Source organism: Yoonia ponticola (assembly GCF_014199395.1).
Classification (GTDB): Bacteria; Pseudomonadota; Alphaproteobacteria; order Rhodobacterales; family Rhodobacteraceae; genus Yoonia; species Yoonia ponticola.
The window spans coordinates 78,543-100,396 of sequence record NZ_JACIJM010000005.1 but is presented as its reverse complement, the minus strand read 5'-3'; the positions used below and the strand labels follow the sequence as shown (position 1 = coordinate 100,396).

Genomic DNA, 21,854 nt, shown 5'->3' with positions numbered 1-21,854 from the left:
AATCTGTGATACCTAACGCACTGAAACGCAATACAGAAAGGCGCATCACCCTCAAACGTGTAGCCCCCGCTAGGCTCCACCAAACCTTCTTTCTCGCATTTTATCGTGACAGTGCTACCCTGCCCCAACATGGTTTTGGTAGGATGGTTTATGATCACTGATATCGAAGATTTCTTTGCCAAGGGCTGTGATCGCTGTGCGCGTTTTGACACGCCTGACTGTTCGGTGATGATGTGGCAGGCGGGACTGCTCGCGTTGCGTGACATCCTGAACGCGACTGGCTGCAATGAGACCGTCAAATGGGGCCACCCCTGCTACGTTCATGCTCGCCGCAACATCGCGATTATCGGCGCGTTCCGTGATGATTTCAGGCTGACATTTTTTAACGCGGGGCTGATGACAGACCCCGATGGCGTCCTTGAAAGGCAAGGACCAAATACGGCGACGGCGGGTATGATCCGCTTTACCTCGCACGCGCAGGTCGCAGAGCGGTCCACGATCATCAAAACCTACCTCACAGAGGCGATGGGCTACGCAGAGCGCGGCATCAAGGCCCCCGCCCCCACCAACCAGCCGGATATGCCAGAAGAACTGTCCGAGGCGCTGGATAGCGATCCTGAACTGGCCGAAGCCTTCCATGCGCTGACGCCCGGTCGACAGAAAAGCTATTTGTTCAATCTGAACGGCGCAAAGCAATCGACCACGCGCATCAACCGGATCGCCAAGTTTCGTGACAAGATCATCGCGGGCAAAGGTGCGACTGACCGCTAGACGCGCCAAAACAAAAAGGCCGCAGCAAATGCTACGGCCTTTCCATAAATCATCTGAAGAACGATTAGTTCTTCGCGTAGAATTCGACCACGAGGTTTGGTTCCATCGTCACTGGGTATGGCACATCGCCAAGACCTGGTGCGCGTGTGAATTCACAAGTCATTTTGCTGTGGTCAACGGCCATGTAGTCAGGCACGTCGCGCTCTGGCAATTGGGACGCCACGAGAACGATTTCCAGCTGCTTGGACTTCTGACGCACTTCGATCACGTCGCCTTCGGACACACGGTAAGAAGCGATGTTCACTTTCTTGCCGTTCACAGTCACGTGGCCGTGGTTCACGAACTGACGCGCAGCAAAGATTGTTGGAACGAACTTGGCACGGTAAACAACCGCATCCAAACGACGCTCAAGCAAACCAATCAAGTTTTCGCCTGTATCGCCTTTTACGCGCTCAGCTTCGGCGTAGATGCGACGGAATTGCTTCTCGGTCAGGTCCCCGTAGTAACCTTTCAGCTTTTGCTTAGCGCGCAGCTGGATACCGAAGTCGGACAATTTACCTTTACGGCGCTGACCGTGCTGGCCTGGGCCGTATTCGCGGCGATTTACTGGGGACTTAGGACGACCCCAGATGTTTTCGCCCATGCGGCGATCAATTTTGTATTTGGCAGCGGTACGTTTAGTCATACGCTGATCTCCTTCGTTGTAGTCGCCCCGAAGGGCATGAAGGGCGTTGTCCTTTTCCCGGATTTCGCCGGAATGACAGGGTTCCTATTGCTAGGTCCACCAACACCAATGAATGGCGGCTTATAAGCGGGCCTAGAGCAGAGTCAACGCCTACTTGCGCCGCTTGGAAATTAGGGGCAGATGTTGCGCCATGTCAGATATATCCCCCCCTCGATTGCTCGATTTTATTGGCGCTTTTGTCACCGGCGGCTTGCTGACCTTGATGGTGTGGTTCAACGGGACCTTAGCCGTGACAGGGTCGCTGCTATTCGCCTCTTGGGTGCCACATATCACCGGATCAATCCTCGCGATTGCCGTGTTGCTGGTGTTCCGCCCCAAGATCGCCAAGCCAGAGGCGAAAATCCCGTGGTGGGCGTATCTGGGCGGCATATCAGGCGCCTTTACCGTGATGCTAACCTCGGCCACGATGAACTCTGCACTCGCGATTTCCGGCACGATTGCCTTGGGCCTTGCAGGTCAGATGGTGTTCAGCTTGGTCGCGGATAAATGGGGCATGATGGGCTTGCCACAACGCGACCCGACTGCGCGCGATATGATCGCATTGGCGTTGATCCTGTCCGGGTCCATCGTCCTGATCTTTTTCGGAGGCGCATAGATGTTGGGATATGCCGCATTAGCCGTTCTGGCAGGGGTACTGGTGTCACTGAGCCGCCAATTGAATGGCAGCCTGTCGATGTTCACCTCGGCCCTGCATTCATCCTTCTGGAACCACGTTGTTGGGTTCGCGTTCTTGACCGTCGTCGGCATCGCTATCGGCGGATTGTTCGCTGGCGATCCGTGGGGCGCGCCATGGTGGGCATACCTTGGCGGGCCTATCGGGTTCATCTTTATCGCGGCATCAAGCTGGGCAATTCTGAAAATCGGCGCGGCACAAACCGCGATGCTGATTATCGCAGGTCAGATGATTTCTGGCGTGATCGTCGATATGGCGCTTGGCATGGCTGGCAATACAACCGCACGGATCGCTGGTGTCGCCTTGATCCTCGCCGGCATGATGGTGTCGCGGTCAGGTGCAAAGCCGAAAACAACAATCCCCGGCACCACCATCGTTCCAAAAAAATAGGCGCACCACAAAGGATGCGCCTATAGTAGCGTCTATCAACCGGGAGGTTAGTTAGCAGACGCGTATTGCTCAGGCAGACGGAACGTCCACAGCAGGCCACCTTGGTTCAGGTAGTTCACAGTCTGTGCGACCTCACCACCCCAAAGCGGCACAGCGCCACCCCAGCCGGAAATCACGGTCACATACTGCGTGCCGTCCTGTTCCCACGTGACGGGCTGTCCAACGATGCCGGACCCTGTCTGGAATGACCAAAGCTGCTCGCCAGTGGTGTCATCAAACGCGATGAATTCGCCCTCTGGTGTGCCTGTGAACACGAGACCACCAGCCGTCGTCATCACGCCGCCCCACAGTGGCGCTGGGTTCTGGTATTCCCACACAACTTCGCCTGTATCGGGGTCCATCGCCTTGAGTGATCCGATGTGGTCTTCGTAATTCGGCTTGATCGTGAAACCAGAGCCAAGATAGGCCGCGCCCTGCTTATAAGTGATCGGCTCGTTCCAGATATCCATGCCCCATTCGTTGGACGGCACGTAGAACAGGCCCGTTGCAGGCGAATGCGCCATTGGCATCCAGTTCTTGCCACCCAAGAAACCCGGGGACGAGAACACGACATCGCCGCGGTTGCCATCAGCGGCATCAGCCGGATTGCCCGGACGGTTGTCTTCGTTAAAGATCGGACGGCCGTTTTCGTCGATCCCGTCGGCCCATGTGATATCTTTCACGAATGGGGCCGCCGATACAAATGCACCATCTTCGCGGTTCAATACGTAGAAGAATCCGTTCCGGTCAGCCGTCGCATAGCGTGCGTTGCCTTCGCGGTCGGTGTAAGACACAACTTCGTTGACGCCGTCATAATCCCAGCCTTCGCGTGGTGTTGTCTGGAAATGCCATTTGATCTCGCCAGTCGCCGGATCAATCCCGAGACGGGACGCGGCATACAGATTGTCACCTGCGTTACCTTCGGTTGGCGTGCCAGCATTGCGCAGATGGCTGTTCCATGGCGCAGGGTTGCCAGTGCCAAACACAAGCGTATCGGTGTCCGCATCATAAGACCCGCCAAGCCACGTCGCACCGCCGCCCGTCTTCCACATATCACCCGGCCACGTCTCGTTTAGTGTGCCGGTCATCGTGCTTTCTTCGCCGTTCAGCATGCCCATGTGACCCTCGATCACAGGGCGATCCCAAACCAGATCACCGGTTTCCGCGTCACGCGCCTGAACCCGACCAACGATGCCGAATTCACCGCCAGAGTTGCCGGTAATCACCAAACCGTCCACGATCAGCGGCGCAGCAGTGTAGCTATAGCCCGCCTTATAATCGTCGATTTTCTTGTTCCAGACGACGTCGCCCGTCATCCGGTTTAACGCGACGATTCGCGCATCAAGTGTGCCGAAATAGACGTTATCGCCGTAAATCGCGGCCCCACGGTTCACCACATCACAGCATGGCAGAATGCCTTCAGGCAGGCGGGCGTCGTACTGCCACAGCTCTTTGCCAGTCATCACATCAATCGCATACATCCGGCTATATGACCCCGTGATATACATCACGCCATCGTAAATAATCGGCTGCGTTTCTTGCCCGCGCTGCTTTTCACCACCCAGCGAAAAAGCCCACGCTGGAACAAGGTTAGCGACGTTATCTCTGTTTAAAATCTCAAGCGGAGAGTGCCTTTGTAGGTCGCGCCCCATGCCGTTTGTCAGCACATCCTCGGTGGATGCGGCGTCATTCAGCAGCATTTCTTCGGTCACTTGCGCCTGTGCGAAACTTGCTGTCACAAGCGCTGCGGTGACGGCGATTACGAACCTCTTCATCTTCGGCTCCTCCCTTTGCCATTCCAATTCGATCTCAGCCGCGACCCGTCGCAAACTGATCCACGGGCAGTATTCGCGAGATGGTCGTTTCAAAGATATAGGCCCTTCGTCGTACGACCCTTTCAACCTTGACGTGTTAGATTTTCGCACCCTACCCCGCCTTTGGTCGTATTCCCGCACACGTACAAATCGCTAGGCTGACGCCAATCAGGGAGAGAGCAATGACATTCATGAAAGCAATCAGCGGCGCGGTTGTCGCCGCCTGTTTCGCGACCGCAACATGGGCTGAAACCCCGACAATTCGGGCCGCCGTTCTGAAATTCGGCACCGTGAATTGGGAGATGAACACGATCAAGCATCACGGCTTTGATACGGCCAACGGTTTCAACCTAGAGGTGGACGGCGTCGCCGGAAGTGCAGCGGCGCAGATCGCATTTCAAGCGGGCGAAACCGATGTGATCGTGTCCGATTGGCTTTGGGTTGCGCGGCAACGCGCGGCGGGCAAAGACTTTGTTTTCATCCCCTATTCCAAGGCCGTCGGCGGCATCATGGTGCCTGGCGATAGCACCGCGCAAAACCTGAGCGACCTCGCAGGTTTAAAGGTCGGCATTGCAGGCGGACCATTGGATAAGAGTTGGTTAATTTTGCAAGCATACGCCGAGAAAAACCACGATATGAACCTCGCCGATGACACCGAACAGGTTTTCGGTGCACCGCCGCTGATCTTTGGCGCGTCGATGAGCGGCGAGTTGGATGCGGCGATCAATTTCTGGCACTTCGGTGCAAAAATGGAAGCCGGCGGGATGCGGACTTTGGTCAGCGTCGAAGACGCAGCGATCGACCTTGGCCTTGATCCAGAGACGCCCCTGCTGGGCTACGTTGTACATGGCGAAATGCTGCGCGATCACCCCGATTTGGTTAACGGACTGACTGCCGCGTCGCGTGCCGCGAAAGACCTGTTAACCACAGACGACGCCGAATGGGACCGCCTACGCGAGAACATGAATGCCAACGACGATGCGCAATTTGCCGCATTGGTGGCCGGATTTCGAGCAGGCATCCCTGCGCCGGGACCAATCGACGAAGACGCGGCAAGCCGGATGCTGACATTGATGTATGATCTCGGCGGCGCAGAACTACTTGGCGACGCAAGTGAACTGCCCGCTGGTACGTTCGTGCAAAGCGGTAGCTAATGATTATCACGCAAGCCATTGATAGGGCGGAGTTATCCGTCCTATCTTTGCACCTTCAATCCCTGTTTTATGGTAAGACACAAGTCCTTGGGCAAATTGACTTGTCAGTGGCGCGGGGCGAAACGCTTGCACTCGTCGGGCCGTCGGGGATCGGCAAGTCATCGCTGTTGCGCGTGATTGCCGGGCTGGAAAATGGTTTTGACGGCACCTGCAGCGTAAACGGCAAAGTCGCGATGGTGTTTCAGGAACCAACCCTGCTGCCGTGGCGCAGTGTCCGTGACAACATCACCATCACAACAGGCGTTAACCAGAAAGCCGCAGAAAATGCGTTAACAGAGGTGGGCCTACAAGGGCGCGGTGATGACTATCCGCTCAAGCTATCGCTTGGTCAACAGCGCCGCCTATCACTTGCCAGAGCATTTGCAGCGCGCCCCGCTTTGTTGCTTATGGACGAGCCATTTGTGTCCCTCGACCCATCATTGATAGCCGAAATGATGGACCTGTTTCGCCAGTTGCGCGACAGCTATGACGTGGCCACGATACTTGTGACCCACATCGCGCAAGAGGCACACGCACTGGCGGACCGCGTGGTTGCATTGTCCGGATCGCCAGCAAAAATCGCCTAGAATAAAGGTGCGTATTTCCAGTTATCCGCATCTGGCGTGACCTCGTCGAGGTCATAGTCCGCACCCGCCAACCGCTGTGCAATTGGCAAACCCGCGTCGGCAGCATCGTCAACAAATTGCCGCCCCAACGCTTCGTCTTGCGCGACACCATGTCCGCGCATCAGGTTGATTCCATAGTTAAATTTACCGACCGGATCGCCCAATTCAGCCGCCCGACGATCCCATTCAGCGGCAGCGTCAGGGTCATAGTCGCCACCCAAACCGTTGTTATCCAGCTGGCTCATCCACGTCATTGCAGCCGTGTAACCATCCTCAGCACAGTTTTGGAACAGCGTCCGCGCGGCATCGTGGTCGCCGGATTTCGTCAGCGCATAGCCCATCGAACAAACCACCATGCCAGTATCGCCATTTTCGGCGTCTTGCACGAATTTCTGCCATGTCATTTCATCAGGGTTCAACGTGCCAAGGTCTTCTGATTCCTCAGAAAACGCAGGGGAGGCGATGAAAATAAACGGTAAAATAAGATGTTTCATAGTGAACATATTAGCAGATACTCACCACGAATTCACTCCTCCTATGGTCATAGAAAGGGTCAGCCCTTGCGACGTATTCCCGACCGTGCAGGATTATAGCCCCAGAGTGCAGCCACCGTGAATACTACCCCCGCGAGCACGGTCCAAACCAGTGCCATTCCATTGAATTCTAGGTAAAGCGCGAAGCGGATCAGTTCGATTGCATGTGTGAACGGGTTGATAGCACAAATTGTGTAAAGAAGTTCTGAAGATTCCGCCATTTTCCACAGTGGGTAAAGAGCGGACGACATGAAAAACATTGGGAAGATGACAAAGTTCATTACCCCTGCGAAGTTTTCTAACTGTTTGATAAAGCTTGATAGTAGCAATCCCAACGCGCCTAACATGACGCCAGCAACGATCAACGCTGGGAAAACCGTGACATAGCCTGCCACTGGCATTTTGATCCCAAATAACGCTGCAATGATTAAGAACGCGTAAACTTGCAGGATGGAAATAGCCGTCGCCCCCAAAAGCTTGCAAATCAATAGCCACCAACGTGGTAATGGGCTGGTTAATAGCAACTTCATCGACCCCATTTCGCGGTCATAGACGAGGCTAAGGGAAGACTGCATCCCATTGAAAAGCATGATCATTCCGCACAATCCTGGGACAATATAGGTCTCGTAAGTGATATAGGTTTTGTATGGGGCGATGATGCTCAAGCCTAATGCGGCTCGAAAACCTGCCGCGAATACGAGTAACCACACAAGCGGGCGCACAAGCGCCGCGATGAATCGTTCGCGTTGATGGACGAACCGCAGCGCCTCGCGTGTGATTATCGCAACAAGAACAGTGAGATACGGCGTCATGTAGTCACCCGCAAAAAGTGATTTTCAAGGGTATCCCCGCCGCAAATATCTTTGGCGCGACCATCAGCGAGAACGCGCGAATTATGCAGAATTATCAGCCGATCATCCGGCCAAACTTCATCCGCAAGATGAGTAGCCCACAGGACTGTTGTACCGTCGCTGGACAAGGAATGAACGTGGTTTGTGATCGCCTGACGCGCCGCTGCGTCGAGGCCGACAGTGGGCTCGTCGAGCAGTAACACCTTGGGATCATGGAGTAATGCGCGGGCGATTTCGGTGCGTCTTTTGTGACCACCGTTCAAGGTACGCGCCTTTTCACCGGCACGATCAGCGATTTGCATCCGGTCGAGAACGCGTCCAATGCGTCTATTTCGATCCCGACCAGAAATTCCGTGCAATGCCGCGAAATAGCGCAGATTTTGTAGGATCGTCAGATCGAGATCAAGCGTCGTTTGTTGGAACACGATTCCCAGCGTTGCGAGGGCTGCACGCGGATCTTTTTGCAGGTCATGACCCGCGATACTAATCTGCCCCTGCCCCGCTACGAATAGCCGCGTGAGCAGGTTAAATAGCGTGGATTTACCAGCGCCATTCGGGCCGAGAAGGGCACAAAAATCGCCTTGATCAAGCGAAAAGCCCACGTTGTCCAACGCGGTCTTTTCACCAAACTGATAGCTGAGGTTCGAGACCCGCAGGCCGTTCATTCTATTTTGATTTCAACACGTTGTGTTTCACCAGTCGTGCCAGGGATTTTCATGTAATATGCGCCCGGCTTGATCGCGACAAAGCCGATTTCCATCTCACCCGCCTCGTCGAACTCGATGCTATCAAGGCCAAGAGGTCTGATTTCCAAACCTTCGACAACGATCTCGTCAATCCAGATTGCGTGGAAGAATTCCGGGCCAACCAGCGCGAGTTCTTGCGAGCCGTCCCCTTGGATTTCGAATTCGTAATATGTGCCCGATTTGAGCACCCACGGCGCAGCTGAAATGGGTTCGCCAGAGGACAGGATGATGGGCGGCAAATCTTCTTTATTATTGCCCGATAAGACGCCCGCGGCGCCATAAGTTGGGGTCGCATCTTGCGCGTAGGCGGCGGCGGTGAGCGCCATGATTGTCGTGAGTGCGATTAGTGATTTCTTCATGAATTTGCTCCAAAAACGATATGTGATTTGCGTGCACAACGCGTGCACAAGCCGTGCACAGCGTTGACAGTTACGGGCGGAACGCAGCGCCCCAGGGGAAGCGACCAACGTTGATGGACTGCAACGGTTCGCGCGATGCGACGTCGATGACTGTCACGTCGCCGGACACCCCATTTGTGGTGAACAGCTGCGTTTTGTCCGCGTTGAATGCCATGTGCCACACACGGCGGCCGACGAGGATGTAATCTTCGACTTCGAGCGTATCGGCGTTTACGACGGCCACGTGATTCGACGGTCCAAGTGCCACGAAAGCATGGGTGTCGCCATCGGTGAATTCAAAACCGACGGGTTGCACGCGATCTTGGTGAACGCCGGGGACTTCGAATCGGATCTTGCCAAGTTCAGTTTGGTCTGCGGTATTAAAAACGGTGATTGATCCGCCGATTTCGGAACTGACCCACATCTGTTCGCCGTCTTTGACAAATTCTGCGTGACGCGGACGGCTATCGACCAAAGTGTTGGCGAATAATTCCTGCGTTTCAGTGTCGATCCAATGCGCCATATTGGTGGTTTCGGACGTAGTGATCGCGATTTTTCCATCGGGGGAAACCGCCATGCCTTCGGGTTCGACGCCCACGTCGATTTGCGCGATGACGGCACGGGTTTCGGTATCCACGACCGTCGTGATCGCGTCATCTTCGTTGGCGATATAGAGGTGCCGGTCATTCGGGTGCAGCACAAATTGTTCGGGGTCTTCGCCGGATGGCAGGTCGTGCAAAATCTCACCCGTGTTCGGGTCCATGACCTGCACAGCGTCGCTGTCAGAGGCGCAGATATAAACGACGCTGAAGTCCTTAGAGAAGGTGATCCCGCGTGGCCTTTCGCCTGTCGGGTAAGTCGCGATGACCTCTAGCGTTTCGGTGGAAATGACGGACACGGTGTCGTCTTTTTCGTTCGTCACCCAGATTTCGCCGGCATAGGCGGGGGCCGCAAGGCAGGTGGACAAAAGCAGCGATCGAATCATTGGAATACCTCACAATTGCTTTCGGGTTGGTCGAGCCCGAGTGTGTCTAATTCATTAACTTGGTGTAAAAATCCGTCGAGCGGGGCCTGCGCAACGAGCGCGCGTGGGTGTGCGATTGCGATAGGTTGGCGCAGTTGGCCGTTCCATGACCGAAAAGTTAATGGCCGCCCCTTAAAGCCCGCGAGTTCAAATTCCGGCGATAGAATGTAGTCGCGCAGCGTCGCCGGATCTGCGGCATTTGTGCGCGTCACCGCCTCGCCCAAGGTTCGGATCGCCGCCCATGCAGCGTAGTCTTGACTGGTCATGTCGCGGGCATTTTTGACTTCGAAACGGCTTTGCAATTGTGCAGCGCCCCATTGTTCGATGACGGGTGACCATGTGACGGCTGTTAACCCTTCGGAGCCTGCGACGGGGCGGGCTTCCCAAGTATTATACAGCACGTAGCGGCCAAAATCATGAAGCTCGTCCGCGAGAATCATGACGTCGTAGTCGCCCAAATCTTGGGTGAATAACGGAATTTCTTGGCTCGCTGCGCGGCGCATGTCGGCGTCGAATTCCCACGTTTTTTCGCTTGATAATTCTAGACCAAATTTGATTAAACTGCTGCGCATCGCCTCTGCATAAGACACGTCTTGGGGGTGCCTTCCGGTGATCATCACCAGATCGTCCCAGCGCCGTGTGAGGAAAAATTGCGCCAATGCGTCGGTGCGCATTTTATCGGACGGCAAGGTATGGAGCAGGTTCGCGCGGCATGCGCTGTCACGCAAATCCAGGTCGCCAGACGACGTGTTAAACAGGATCGCATCCGCCGCTTCGGGAAGGTCCGCGATAGCCAAAAGCATCGCTGGCGGCGCGTCTAGGATCAAGTAAGGCGAGGCTGCGAGCGCGGTTTTGGCCGCCGCAATTGCGTCGTCACCGTCGTCCAGTTGCACAACATTCAAAGCGTAGTTGTGCCCCAGAAACCGTCCGGTCGTGATGTTGTCATCAAGCCCTGTCAGGGCGCCCGCGACACCGATATCGACCGGTTCCGCGTCAAGATTTGAAAGCGTTGGCGGCTGCGCCTCGAACACCGACAGATAGGTCACGTCCAACGCGACCTCTGCCTGTGCGGACATGCCAAAGCAGGTGCAAAATAGCACTGAATACTGAGTAAAATTTTTCATATCGAAACGCTAACAGGTCGCCGTGCGCCGTCTAATAAGACCTTGGTCGCAGTCCCCCCGAACCACAACAAAGGTCCAATACCACGGGCATGCCGGACGTGAATAAGATCAGCGCAACACTTGAATAGCCCGGTTTGGAGAACCCTATGCGCACCCTTACTTTCCGCTCTGCATTAACCATTGCAACGATTGCAGCCGCCACGCTGGCCAACGCCCATGGCGATGTGAACCCGCAGCCTGTGAACACGGCGGGCCTGCCTGAAAACGGTGACGAATGGCTGATCGAGAACCCCTATCGCGCCGAAGCGGCTGGTGAAGACGTCTGGAACAAGGCCCTGCAAATCGGCGCGTCCGGCTACAACCAAAACTGTGCGCGTTGTCACGGGCTAGAGGTCGTTTCGGGCGGGCTTGCGCCTGATCTTCGGTTCCTTGAGGCCGAGGAATATGGCGACGAATGGTATGTTGAGCGGTTCCGCACGGGCTACACCCAGAACGGATCGAACAAGATGCCAGCCTTTGGCGAGATGTTGGGTCAAGACGCTGCTTGGGCGATCCGGACGTATATCGAGACCCGTCCAGATGACTATGCAATGGCAGAATTTGCCGACGAATTAGCGGATTTGCGCGATCAGCTTGCCGTGTTTGGCGATGATCCTGCGGGTGCTGATGCGGATGCCTTGAAGGCAAGATTGACTGAAATCGCTACCGAAATTCCAACAATGTCCGGCGCGCCTGTCGCCGATAGTGTTGCATTCCGCGCCGCGAACCTGATTGATGGCACCACCGAAAAGTATGCCGCCGCCGCTGAAACCCTGACAATTGGCCTGTCAGCTGCCCAATAGGAGCCGCCTTTGATCCTGCGTTCTAGTCTGTTTGTGCTGGGGTTGTTTGTCGCTGGACAAGCAGCTGCCCAAGACCCCTGTGCCGATTATGTTCCCCAAGCGCGACCACAGAATGTGGGTCGTGATGACGTGGGGCAGGACATGGATGCGATCCAAGAGCAGGGTCATATGTTGTTCGCGGTCTACGAAGATTTTCCGCCCTATTCATGGGAACAGGGTGGAAAACCTGTCGGCGTTGATATCGATATCGCGCGGATCATTGCCGAAGATATTGGCGTCGAAGCGCGGTTCAACTTTGTGGATGCGGGCGAAAATCTAGAGGCTGATCTGCTGACGAACATCTGGAAAGGCGCGATTATTGGCGGGCGGATTGCCAACGTCATGATGCGCGTGCCCTACAACAGTGCGTTTAAATGTCGGGTAGAACAGGTTGTTTTTACAGGACAATATGCAGGCGAGTCCATCGCCATCGCCTATGATAAAAACAGTTATCCCGAGGAAAAACCTGTTCCCGCGTATTTCCGGTTTGATAGCGTTGCGGTTGAGAACGATTCAATTGCGGATTTCTACCTTGCCTCGTTTGGTGGCGGTCAAATGGCTAGCAATGTGCGACGATTTCCGACGATGGCCGACGGCATGGCTGCGCTGAATGCTGGCGACGTGATGGCCGCGATGGGACCGTTGAACCAGCTGGAATTTGGGTTGTCCGACAGTTCTGCCGTCCATCAGCCGCCTCTTGCCGGTTTTGCGGTTAGCGAATGGACATTGGGTGTTGCGGTGAATTTTCGTTATCGCCCGCTGTCCTATGCCGTTGATGATGCGATTAACTATGCGCTGCAAGACGGTCGGATTGCTGCGATTTACGAAAGCTACGGGCTGACACACCAAGCACCTGAACGCTAAATCGTTGTCAGGTTCCCATCGAAATCGACCAGCGTGATGCGGCTGACTTCGGGCAGTTTGCTGATCTCTGTTATTTGATCAAATGGCGCGAGGCATAGTGCCGTCGACAAGTAGTCTGCGGTGGTCGCTGTGGTTGCTTCGACGGACACGGTGGACCATTGCGCGACCTGAGTTGGGTGCATGATGTGACCTGCGGGACTAGACGTCGCGATGGCGTTGTTTTGCAAGCTACGGTTGCCAAGGTGGCCTTGGGTTGGGTCTGATAGCCCAAGCGTGAATGGTCCGCCAATTGCCCGAAACTCTCCGATATTGACCAATGTGTTGGTCATTCCAAGGCTGGTTAGATGTTCGGTGATAAGGTCGGTCGCATAGCCTTGGGCGATGCCATTGAAGGTTAACGCTTGGTTCGTGTCGAGCGTGACCTGAGTGCTGTCGAAACGGACGCGATCCCAGCCGATAGCGGCTTTCGCGACGTCAGTGGGCGCGTTGCTTGCCAGTGCTTTCCACAATGGCTGGATGGATGGGTCGAACAACCCTTTGGTTTGTTTAAATCCTTGATCGGCGGCTTGCATCAATGTGACAAAGCGCGGATCTGGGCGCAGTAAGTGTCCATTTTCATTGAGGTTTGACAGCGTTGATGTTTCATCGAAAAGGCTGAACAGATGCTCGACCTCGCCTAGCATTTGCCGCGCGGTATGAATGGCGGCTTGTGCAGGTTCGCGGGGGCCACGGATTGTTAAGCTGACATCTGCACCGAAAGCGCGACCATGCCATGTTTCTTGTCCGGCCCAAGCAGGCGTTGCGGCCATGGCGGCACTAATGGTTAAAAAACGGCGGCGAGACAGTGTCATTCGGCGGCTATTCCTTGCAGTTTGCGCCCTTTCGCGGCGAGGATCAGAGGCACGCATTGGGTTGGGCTGTCATGGATCGTGACGCAATCAAGGCATCCGAAGCATTCAGAATACTGGATTTCGCCAGTCTTTTTAATCGCGCCGTAGTTGCATTTTACTTTACATAATTGGCAAGGTGATCCGCATTCTGCGCGGCGTTCAATCCAGTTGCGCCCCCGGACGAGCCCGCCGATTGCCATGACTGCGCCGAGCGGGCAAACGTAGCGGCAGAAGCCTTTGAACAGGACCATCGAAAGCAATAAAAGCCCAGCCGCGTATGCCACGTAGTACCATTCGCGGATGAAGAACGTGGTGATTGCGGTCTTGAATGGTTCGATTTCGATCGCTTTGTCGAGGCGTGCGGGGGCTGTGAAAATCAATGCGACCATGCCTGCGAGGACGATGTATTTGACCCATTTCAGGCGGTCATCCCATACGGCGGATGGTTCGATTTGCGCGATGCGTAGGACGCGGCCGATGTGATGTGCGAATTCTTGCAACGCGCCGAACGGGCACAGCCAGCCGCAGAAAAGCCCCCTGCCCCACAGGACGAAACCGACGATGCTGACCGCCCAGATGAATAGTGAAAACGGGTCGTAGAGTAGAAAGCTGAGGCTGCCGCCTTCGAACGCTGTCCGGATCAGTGCGATTGGCGTGGCGATGGACAGTTGACCTTGGCCCCACCACCCGATGAAACCCGTCATAAAAGCGAGTATTGTCAGGCGGATAGGTGTGAAATAGCGATGGCCCGCGAGGCGGTTTAGGTTCGTTCCTAAAAGCGCCACAAGGCCGACGAGGAACACGCTGAGAATGATGAGATCGGTGGAGCGGTTATAAAGTGCGTCGAGCCATGGCGGGCGTGTTTTGATGACGACGGGACGTGAGAAAAAGCGGTCGTCGGTGGAAAGCGTGGTGGCCAGAGTGACTGACCCCATTTCTGGTTGGAATACGCCATGGGCGCGTAACGCCTTGATATTTAATGTCCATTCAGCGGTTGGATCGAAGCCAAGTCGCCTATCTGTCCGCAGGATCAAGGCTGCTCCGTCGTGGAGTTCGTCGGGCAGGTCAGGATGAAGCTGGATGAAAATGTCGGCGTCGCGGAACGCAATCGGGAAACCACCTTGGACCGCGCTGATCAGATCGGGGGAGGTATTTCGGACGAAATCATCGGTGACAAGTCCATGGCGTCCTGTCTCGATCAGCAGGATCGGCTCGTCGGTGGTCGAGATCGCCATGAAGCCCTGAAGCTCGTCGAAACTACTCGGCGAAAGCACGGCGCGTGCGATGGACTGCGGGCCAAGATCAACAGCCCACAGATCAAGATAGACACCATCTGGATTGGCATTTCCTACTGGATCATCAAATTCCCATATTGTGCCTTTGAAATCGTCGGCCACTTCGGCATTAGTAAATGTGGTTCTGGTCACGATGCCCTGTGCGATCAAATCGTCCCATGTCAGGGCCTCGGAATAATCAGGGTTTGGGTAGGCAGGCGGGCCGCTGGATATGCCGCCCATCTTTTCACGCGCGACCTTGAGCGCGGCGGCAAGGATGCTTTCGTGGGCGATGCGCACCGACGCCGTCGCCTTTGTCACGCCGTCCAAATAGACCAGCGCGGAGCCTTCGCTGCCCGCCCCATAAGGCGAGCCGACCACGAGGGAGTCGGAAATCGAATGGCCGCGATACTGCTCGAAAAACTTGTGAAACGCGGCTTCACCGAGGCCGGATACGAAGATCGGTTCGTTGTGGGAAATGAGTTTGACGTCCAAAAAACGGCCATCAAGATCGAGTACCACAAGCATGTTGATCGACGCGCCAGAAAACCCGGGCAACGGCGCCATAGGTTCGGTTTCGAACACATATCCTGCCTCTGCGCCGCCGGAATTGAGCAATTGCCACACACCCTCGTCATTTAGTTGCTCGCCCAACTCCATCGGCGGCGCGATATAGGGTTCCAAAACGTCGCGGCCCAAGGGCTCTGCCGTGGTTGTCGCGGCCCAAAGTACCGCAAATATGATCATGAAAAACCGCATTGGCGTGATCCTATGCGGCAAGGACAATCCGGCCTATGCGACTTAGGTCAAGGGTGGGCATTTTGGATTTGGGGTCGATGTGCGTTTCGTGACAAGGTGTTTTTATGACGCCAGAAAACCCAAAAATGACCAACGGAATTATGGTGCTTTCCATCGTTGGATTGGTCGTATTTTGGTGGATTTTGGCGTTGATCAAGGCGGACCCGACGGTATTGCCTACGCCAGCGGCGGTTTGGCAAATTATGCAAAAAGAGGCCGCATCAGGGGCGTTGGCAGAGCATCTGTTAGCCACGATTTGGCGGGTCGCAGCGGCATTCGGATTGGCCATGACGCTAGGGCTGATCATCGGGATTGCGATGGGTCTGAACCGGACGTTGGACCTGTGGTTTAGCGCGTGGTTGGTTGTGTTTTTGAACATCCCCGCACTGGTCGTCATCGTGCTGTGCTACCTGTGGATTGGCTTGAACGAAGTGGCCGCGATTACGGCTGTTGCGCTGAATAAAACGGCGATGGTAGCAACGACAATTCGCGAAGGAACACGGGCACTTGACCCAAAATTAAATGACATGGCGCGGTCATTTCAAATGAGCCGATTCGACCGCCTACGACACGTCACGCTGCCACAGTTATGGCCGTTCATCGCATCCACGACACGCAACGGTTTGGCGATCATTTGGAAGATCGTTTTGGTCGTCGAATTTTTAGGGCGTAGCAACGGCGTTGGCTTTCAAATCCACCTCTATTTTCAGTTGTTCGAAATTGGTTACGTGATGGCCTACGCGTTAAGCTTTGTTATTTTTATCTTAATCCTCGAATGGACCGTTATTCAGGCATGGGAACGACGAGTCACGCGGTGGCGATAACTTTTCCTTAATCTCGGAGTGTTATGGTGGTCCAAACAGCCACTGCTCGGATCAGATATATGGAAAATCGCCAAACACCGATGACGGTCAGCCCGCAGATTGAAGATGCGGGTCTATTCCAGAATACCGTCTGTCATATTGATGTCGATTTGATCCCCGTCATGCGCAAAAATAACCGCGACGATCTGATCGTGACGGGGCTGGTGAAAGGCGATTTGGAAATTGCGGTGACTTTTGCTGGCCGTCGCAGTGATAAAACCGCGCCGATTATCGCGCGATTAACAGCGCTGTTGGACGCCCAAGAACACGTCGCAGATGTCAGAAAAAGCAGACTACCTATGCGGATCGAAGGTGCATGGCGACCGCAGTTTACGGCAGACGGCAATGGGTTCGAGACGCGCACGTTCCATTTGATTGCAGCGCGATGGTCAGTTCTGGATGGAAAAGGGTCGTCAGTCGAATATGGCCAGCCACCGGCACATTTCCAAAAGACAACCCTATGATGCTGGAGTTATGTGTAACGATTTACTAGGTTTTCGAGACGTTCTTGGCGTCCTGATTTTGGTGTCGGATTGATGCCTTCGTTCAGCACCCGAGCCGTGATCGCATTCAAGTCGCTGTCCAGCAGTGATTTACCCGCGTCGGTTTCCCAGCCAGCGTATCTCGCGTCACGCGCTGCTTCGAGTTTGCCGTCGGCCAGCATCGCTGCGGCAGCTTTGAAGCCTGCCGCGCAAGCGTCCATGCCACCAACATGGGCGAGGATCAAATCCTCTGGATCAATGGATTGGCGGCGAAGTTTAGAATCAAAGTTGGTGCCGCCCGTTTTGAAGCCGCCAGCGCGCAGGACTTCGTAATAAGCCAAGGTCATTTCAGGCACGTTGTTTGGAAACTGGTCGGTATCCCAGCCCGATTGGTAGTCGTTCCGGTTCATATCGATGGACCCGAAAATTCCCAACTCGCGGGCAAGTGCCAATTCGTGTTCAAACGAATGTCCCGCGAGAATGGCGTGACCCTGTTCGATATTGACTTGTACTTCACCTTCGAGGCCGAAATCCTTAAGGAAACCGTAAACCGTTGCGACGTCAAAGTCGTATTGGTGCTTTGTCGGCTCTTGCGGCTTTGGCTCGATCAAGATCGCGCCTTTGTATCCCATCTTATATTTGTAATCGACGACCATTTGCAGCATCCGCCCGGCCTGCTGCCGTTCGCGACCCATGTCGGTGTTGAGCAGTGTTTCATAGCCTTCGCGTCCGCCCCAAAGAACGTAGTTTTCACCGCCCAGTTTGATCGTCGCATCCATGCAGGTTTTGATCGTCGCCGCAGAAAACGCAAAGACATCTGGATCAGGGTTGGTCGCGGCACCGCTCATGAAACGCCGATGCGAGAACAGGTTGGCCGTGCCCCAAAGCAATTTCGTTCCGGTGGTTTCTTGCTTTTCGGCGAAATAGTCGACGATGGCTTCGAGGTTGCGTGTGTTTTCTGCGAAGTCCGCACCTTCGGGACGAACGTCCGCGTCGTGAAAGCAGTAGTAGGGCACGCCGAGGATGTCGAACATTTCGAATGCGACGTCGGCCTTGAGTTTCGCGAGGTCGAGCGTGTCACCGAACCAAGGTCGCTCAAAGGTTTCGCTGCCGAATGGGTCAGCACCAGGCCATGCAAAAGAGTGCCAATAGGCCGCGCCGAAACGCAGGTGCTCTTCCATGCGTTTGCCCATAACGACCTCGTCAGGGTTGTAGTGCCGGAAAGCAAAGTCATTGTCAGACTGCGGCCCTTCGTATTTGATTTTAGAGATGCCGTTGAAGAAGTCAGTCATGATTACAGGTCCTTAAGTGCGGTATATGCGGTGCGGTAGCGTGCATGGCCTTCGGAAAAGGCAGCATGCAACGCGGTGTTCGGATCAATAGTGGTGGCGATTGGCGGCATCGTGGCGATGTCTGGACCCGCGTCGGTTGCGGCCATCATCCCGAGCCGTGCAGCGCCTAATGCAGCGCCAAAATCACCGGCTTCGGGAAGATGCAGCTGGATGTTCAGCGTCGTGGCGATCAAGTCGAGCCAGTATTGCGACTTTGTTCCGCCGCCCATTGCGAGCGCTGCTTTGATTGTCGTTCCGGTCGCGGCGAGTGCCGTTTGGCAGTCCGCGAAGGCATATGTGACGCCTTCAAGCACCGCGCGCGCCGCTGCTTTTGCGTCGGTCGCGTGGTCCAGATGTAGGAATTGCCCACGCATGTTCGCGTCATTGTGCGGGGTGCGTTCGCCGCCAAGATAGGGCAAAAACAGCGTTTTTGACGGTGCTTGGAGTTGCCCGAGGTCGCCAGTGAGTTGCGCTGCGGATTGGCCTGTGAGGCGCGACAACCATTCGAGCGCATCGGTGGCGGCAAGGATCACGCCCATCTGGTGCCATGTGTCGGGGACCGCGTGGCAGAATGTGTGTACGGCGGTTGCGGGGTCCGGACGGTAGCCGTTGTTGGCTGCGAACAGCACGCCGGAGGTGCCGAGCGACACAAACGCGGTGCCGTCTTTTACGACGCCTGCACCGATGGCTGCCGCTGCGTTGTCACCCGCGCCACCTGCGACGATAGCTTGGGGTAAGCCCGTTTGTGCCGCGATGTCAGCACGAAGCCTGCCGGATTCGGCTGATCCTTCGACGAGGCGGGGCATTTGATCGCGGGTCAAATGGCAAGCCGCGAGCAAGTCGTCGGACCAGTCGCGTTTACCTGTGTCGAGCCATGATGTGCCTGCCGCGTCGGACATTTCCGAGACGTGTTCACCTGTCAGGAACAGGCGCAGGTAGTCTTTGGGCAACAGGATTTTCGCGATTTTCGCAAAGATTTCGGGTTCGTTTTCGCGGACCCAATCGACTTTGGGGGCCGTGAAACCGGGGAAGACGATGTTGCCTGTGATGTCGCGGAATTTTGGTGATCCGTCCATGGTGGCTGCTTGCGCATGGCTGCGAGTGTCGTTCCATAACATGCAGGGGCGCAGGACTTTGTCGTCGTGGCCGACGAGCGTCGCACCGTGCATGTGCCCTGCAAGGCCGATGCCCCCGACGTCGCTGCAATCGTGGTTAGCGGCCAATGCGGATAGGGCCGTGATGGCCGCGTCGCACCAGCTTTGCGGGTCTTGTTCGGACCAACCGCGGTCGGGGCGTGTGACCGATAACGGGACTGCGTGTTCGCCTAGGATTTGTTGATCGTCGTTAACAAGGATGGCTTTGAGGGATGATGTGCCGAGGTCGAGGCCGATGAATTTCATGCGGCCGCCTTTGGGTTTTTACCGAGGATGATCATCGACAGGATATCATCTTCGGTCACGTCTTCGACACGTTCAGCGCCGACCATTTGACCGTTTTTCATCACAGCGACCCGGTCGCAGAGTTCCATCATTTCGCGGGTGTCGTGGCTGATCAAGAAGATGCCGAGGCCCTGCTTTTTCAACTCTTGGATCAATTCCGCCACCATTGCGGTTTCGTGAACGCCGAGCGCCGCTGTCGGTTCATCCATGATCAGGATTTTCGCGTTGAAATAGACCGCGCGCGCGATGGCGACGGATTGGCGTTGCCCGCCGGACAAGGCCGACACAGGTTCCTTCAGCTTTTTGAAGTTGGGATTGAGGCGGGCCATGATCTTGCGGGTTTCGGCCTCCATCCGGTCATCGTCAACAAAGCCCATCGCGTTAGTTAATTCGCGACCAAGGAACAAGTTCGACGCCGCATCAAGGTTATCGGCAAGCGCAAGTGTCTGATAAATCGTCTCAATCGCATTATCACGTGCGTCGCGGGGTGAGTTGATCTGCACCTTTTTGCCGTTGATCCAAATCTCGCCGCTGTCCATTTTATAAGCGCCCGAGAGCATTTTGATCAGCGTCGACTTGCCAGCACCGTTGTGACCCAGCAGGCCCACAACTTCGCCAGGATTAAGCGAGATCGAGACGTTATCGACCGCCTGCACACCGCCGAAAGCGATAGAGACGTTTTTCATTTCGACGAGAGGTGCCATTATTTTGCTCCTACGCGTTTGCGATATTGGATGTCGATAAAGACGGCGAAGACGAGAACCGCACCGACGACGATGTTTTGCAGCGGCGCGTCAACGCCGACCATCGCCATGCCTGACTGCAGCGATTGCATGATCAACGCGCCAAGGATCGCGCCGTAGATCGTGCCGATCCCGCCGGACAACGCGGTGCCGCCGATGACGGCTGCGGCGATGACACGCAATTCATCCAGCGTTCCTAAGTCATTGGAATGGTTAGCAAGGCGCGCAGAAGCGACCACGGCAGCAATGGCGCAAAGTGCGCCCATCAGAGCAAATATTTTCACCGTTAACATGCGGGTGTTGATGCCAGAGAGTTCTGCCGCATCAGGGTTGCCGCCCGTCGCAAAGATGTAGCGCCCAAAGCGGGTGCGCCGTGCGATGACCGTCATCACGGCGGCGATCCCGATCAGCAAAAGCACCGAAATTGGAAGGCCGTAAACCGCGTTGCAGCCTTCTGCGACGTCGCAGCCGTAGCGTGATGGATCACGGGCGACGACCCGTTCAGGCACAGCGTAATTCGTGAGAACGCCGATGAAGCCTGCTATAGCGGCGACGGCGATGCCCGCGATTGTCAGCTCTGCCCACATCGGTTTGACGGGGAAGCCATGCGTTGCTTTGGTATGGCGAGACTTGAAGATCGCAAAGAGAACAAAGGCAATTGCCGCCAGCCCCAGCGCCCAGCTTAACGGTCCGCCAAGTGTGCCGTTGATGCCGCCGAATGTCATGAAAGTCTGATCAAGCGGTCCGATGGTCTGCCCTGCGGTTTGATACCAGCCAACGTTGCGCCAGATCAGGAACCCGCCAAGCGTCACGATAAAGGCCGGAATGCCTTGGTAGCCGATTAACCAACCGTTAAATGCGCCGATCAGCGCGCCCAGTGCGACGCCAACCATGATCGCAATCCACGGAATCGCCCAATGGCCGATTTCGAGAAATTCAGGAAGCCAGCGGACTTGGGTCATTGCCATCAACGCGGAACAGGCCGCGAGGATTGCGCCGACAGACAGGTCGATGTGGCGGGTCACGATCACGAAAACCATACCGGTTGCCATGATGCCAACGCTGGCTGTTTGGATCGTGAGGTTAAAGATATTGCGCGGCGTTAAGAACCGCCCGCCGGTCAGGATATTAAAGGCGACTGCCACAATGATAAACGCAGCGATCATGCCAAGCAGGCGCATGTCGATCTCGAGGGTTTGCACAAAACTGCGCTTGGGCGGGATTTTGGTTTGGTCAGACATAACGCTCTCTTGTTCTGAGCCCACGCACGCGAAGTGGGGCCGACAGAGTTCAATAAGATGTGGGGTGGATTGTGTCGCTATGGGGCCCGCGACAGATCGCGGACCCCAACCGGGAGAAAAC

General features: G+C 55.6%; 23 protein-coding genes. 9 read left to right on the top strand and 14 right to left on the bottom strand.

The features are described from left to right. The first annotated feature begins 150 nt into the window (after positions 1 to 150). A complete protein-coding gene (locus FHS72_RS09860) occupies positions 151 to 771 on the top strand; it encodes a YdeI/OmpD-associated family protein (protein WP_183528590.1) in 621 nt (206 codons plus the stop codon). Positions 772 to 835: 64 nt separating this feature from the next. Here the strand turns inward: FHS72_RS09860 and rpsD are convergent, their stop codons facing one another. Beyond that, on the bottom strand, positions 836 to 1,456 hold the full coding sequence (gene rpsD, locus FHS72_RS09855) for a 30S ribosomal protein S4 (protein ID WP_183528587.1): 621 nt from the start codon (positions 1,454 to 1,456) through the stop codon (positions 836 to 838). Positions 1,457 to 1,646: 190 nt separating this feature from the next. Here rpsD and FHS72_RS09850 point away from each other — a divergent pair, with 190 nt between their 5' ends. Together FHS72_RS09850 and FHS72_RS09845 are read left to right on the top strand one after the other, a co-directional pair. After that, positions 1,647 to 2,111, top strand: a complete 465-nt coding sequence (locus tag FHS72_RS09850; RefSeq protein ID WP_183528585.1) for a DMT family transporter — start codon at positions 1,647 to 1,649, stop codon at positions 2,109 to 2,111. Next, entirely contained in the window at positions 2,112 to 2,579 is a 468-nt protein-coding gene (locus FHS72_RS09845) for a DMT family transporter (protein ID WP_183528582.1), read from the top strand. Between the two features lie 47 nt (positions 2,580 to 2,626). On the opposite strand, the gene FHS72_RS09840 is transcribed toward FHS72_RS09845, so the two are convergent. After that, the gene (locus FHS72_RS09840) at positions 2,627 to 4,393 is read right to left on the bottom strand and encodes a PQQ-dependent methanol/ethanol family dehydrogenase (protein ID WP_183528580.1); all 1,767 of its coding nucleotides are present in this window, start codon (positions 4,391 to 4,393) and stop codon (positions 2,627 to 2,629) included. Between the two features lie 221 nt (positions 4,394 to 4,614). Here FHS72_RS09840 and FHS72_RS09835 point away from each other — a divergent pair, with 221 nt between their 5' ends. Together FHS72_RS09835 and FHS72_RS09830 are read left to right on the top strand one after the other, a co-directional pair. Continuing rightward, a complete protein-coding gene (locus FHS72_RS09835; RefSeq protein ID WP_221235396.1) occupies positions 4,615 to 5,586 on the top strand; it encodes an ABC transporter substrate-binding protein in 972 nt (323 codons plus the stop codon). Beyond that, positions 5,586 to 6,212 (top strand): ABC transporter ATP-binding protein, encoded by a 627-nt coding sequence (locus FHS72_RS09830; RefSeq protein WP_183528578.1) that lies wholly within the window; start codon positions 5,586 to 5,588, stop codon positions 6,210 to 6,212. Before FHS72_RS09835 ends, FHS72_RS09830 begins: the two co-directional genes overlap by 1 nt. Here FHS72_RS09830 and FHS72_RS09825 read toward each other — a convergent pair. From FHS72_RS09825 to FHS72_RS09800, 6 genes are all read right to left on the bottom strand, one after another. Continuing rightward, positions 6,209 to 6,745, bottom strand: coding sequence for a tetratricopeptide repeat protein (locus FHS72_RS09825; protein ID WP_183528576.1), 537 nt, complete (start codon positions 6,743 to 6,745; stop codon positions 6,209 to 6,211). The genes FHS72_RS09830 and FHS72_RS09825 overlap by 4 nt on opposite strands. A gap of 59 nt (positions 6,746 to 6,804) precedes the next feature. Then, positions 6,805 to 7,596: an ABC transporter permease gene (locus FHS72_RS09820; protein ID WP_183528573.1), complete on the bottom strand. Its 792-nt coding sequence runs from the start codon at positions 7,594 to 7,596 to the stop codon at positions 6,805 to 6,807. Then, the gene (locus tag FHS72_RS09815; RefSeq protein ID WP_183528571.1) at positions 7,593 to 8,300 is read right to left on the bottom strand and encodes an ABC transporter ATP-binding protein; all 708 of its coding nucleotides are present in this window, start codon (positions 8,298 to 8,300) and stop codon (positions 7,593 to 7,595) included. Before FHS72_RS09815 ends, FHS72_RS09820 begins: the two co-directional genes overlap by 4 nt. Next, positions 8,297 to 8,740 (bottom strand): hypothetical protein, encoded by a 444-nt coding sequence (locus tag FHS72_RS09810; protein ID WP_183528569.1) that lies wholly within the window; start codon positions 8,738 to 8,740, stop codon positions 8,297 to 8,299. Before FHS72_RS09810 ends, FHS72_RS09815 begins: the two co-directional genes overlap by 4 nt. Before the next feature lie 70 nt (positions 8,741 to 8,810). Next, positions 8,811 to 9,764, bottom strand: a complete 954-nt coding sequence (locus FHS72_RS09805; protein ID WP_183528567.1) for a YVTN family beta-propeller repeat protein — start codon at positions 9,762 to 9,764, stop codon at positions 8,811 to 8,813. Beyond that, the gene (locus FHS72_RS09800; protein WP_183528565.1) at positions 9,761 to 10,927 is read right to left on the bottom strand and encodes an ABC transporter substrate-binding protein; all 1,167 of its coding nucleotides are present in this window, start codon (positions 10,925 to 10,927) and stop codon (positions 9,761 to 9,763) included. The genes FHS72_RS09805 and FHS72_RS09800 overlap by 4 nt, the downstream gene beginning before the upstream one ends. A 146-nt stretch (positions 10,928 to 11,073) precedes the next feature. On the opposite strand from FHS72_RS09800, the gene pedF reads away from it, so the two are divergent. Then, positions 11,074 to 11,769 (top strand): cytochrome c-550 PedF, encoded by a 696-nt coding sequence (pedF, locus tag FHS72_RS09795; protein WP_183528563.1) that lies wholly within the window; start codon positions 11,074 to 11,076, stop codon positions 11,767 to 11,769. A 9-nt stretch (positions 11,770 to 11,778) separates the two neighbouring features. After that, on the top strand, positions 11,779 to 12,672 hold the full coding sequence (locus tag FHS72_RS09790; protein ID WP_425511116.1) for a substrate-binding periplasmic protein: 894 nt from the start codon (positions 11,779 to 11,781) through the stop codon (positions 12,670 to 12,672). Here FHS72_RS09790 and FHS72_RS09785 read toward each other — a convergent pair. Together FHS72_RS09785 and FHS72_RS09780 are read right to left on the bottom strand one after the other, a co-directional pair. Further along, on the bottom strand, positions 12,669 to 13,523 hold the full coding sequence (locus FHS72_RS09785) for an FAD:protein FMN transferase (protein ID WP_183528562.1): 855 nt from the start codon (positions 13,521 to 13,523) through the stop codon (positions 12,669 to 12,671). The two genes, FHS72_RS09790 and FHS72_RS09785, sit on opposite strands and share 4 nt — an antisense overlap. Then, positions 13,520 to 15,595: a 4Fe-4S binding protein gene (locus FHS72_RS09780; RefSeq protein ID WP_183528560.1), complete on the bottom strand. Its 2,076-nt coding sequence runs from the start codon at positions 15,593 to 15,595 to the stop codon at positions 13,520 to 13,522. Before FHS72_RS09780 ends, FHS72_RS09785 begins: the two co-directional genes overlap by 4 nt. 104 nt (positions 15,596 to 15,699) lie before the next feature. Here FHS72_RS09780 and FHS72_RS09775 point away from each other — a divergent pair, with 104 nt between their 5' ends. Both FHS72_RS09775 and FHS72_RS09770 read left to right on the top strand, forming a co-directional pair. Continuing rightward, on the top strand, positions 15,700 to 16,458 hold the full coding sequence (locus tag FHS72_RS09775) for an ABC transporter permease (protein WP_183528558.1): 759 nt from the start codon (positions 15,700 to 15,702) through the stop codon (positions 16,456 to 16,458). A 59-nt stretch (positions 16,459 to 16,517) separates the two neighbouring features. Next, on the top strand, positions 16,518 to 16,961 hold the full coding sequence (locus FHS72_RS09770; RefSeq protein WP_183528556.1) for a hypothetical protein: 444 nt from the start codon (positions 16,518 to 16,520) through the stop codon (positions 16,959 to 16,961). A gap of 8 nt (positions 16,962 to 16,969) precedes the next feature. Here FHS72_RS09770 and xylA read toward each other — a convergent pair whose 3' ends face one another. From xylA to FHS72_RS09750, 4 genes are read right to left on the bottom strand one after another with little or no spacing between them, the layout of a single operon-like run. Continuing rightward, positions 16,970 to 18,271, bottom strand: a complete 1,302-nt coding sequence (gene xylA / locus FHS72_RS09765; RefSeq protein WP_183528554.1) for a xylose isomerase — start codon at positions 18,269 to 18,271, stop codon at positions 16,970 to 16,972. A 2-nt stretch (positions 18,272 to 18,273) separates the two neighbouring features. Beyond that, the gene (gene xylB / locus FHS72_RS09760; protein WP_183528552.1) at positions 18,274 to 19,710 is read right to left on the bottom strand and encodes a xylulokinase; all 1,437 of its coding nucleotides are present in this window, start codon (positions 19,708 to 19,710) and stop codon (positions 18,274 to 18,276) included. Continuing rightward, complete coding sequence (locus FHS72_RS09755; RefSeq protein ID WP_183528550.1) at positions 19,707 to 20,453, bottom strand: ATP-binding cassette domain-containing protein; 747 nt, start codon at positions 20,451 to 20,453, stop codon at positions 19,707 to 19,709. The genes xylB and FHS72_RS09755 overlap by 4 nt, the downstream gene beginning before the upstream one ends. Beyond that, on the bottom strand, positions 20,453 to 21,733 hold the full coding sequence (locus tag FHS72_RS09750; protein WP_183528548.1) for a sugar ABC transporter permease: 1,281 nt from the start codon (positions 21,731 to 21,733) through the stop codon (positions 20,453 to 20,455). The genes FHS72_RS09755 and FHS72_RS09750 overlap by 1 nt, the downstream gene beginning before the upstream one ends. Between the last annotated feature and the right edge of the window lie 121 nt (positions 21,734 to 21,854).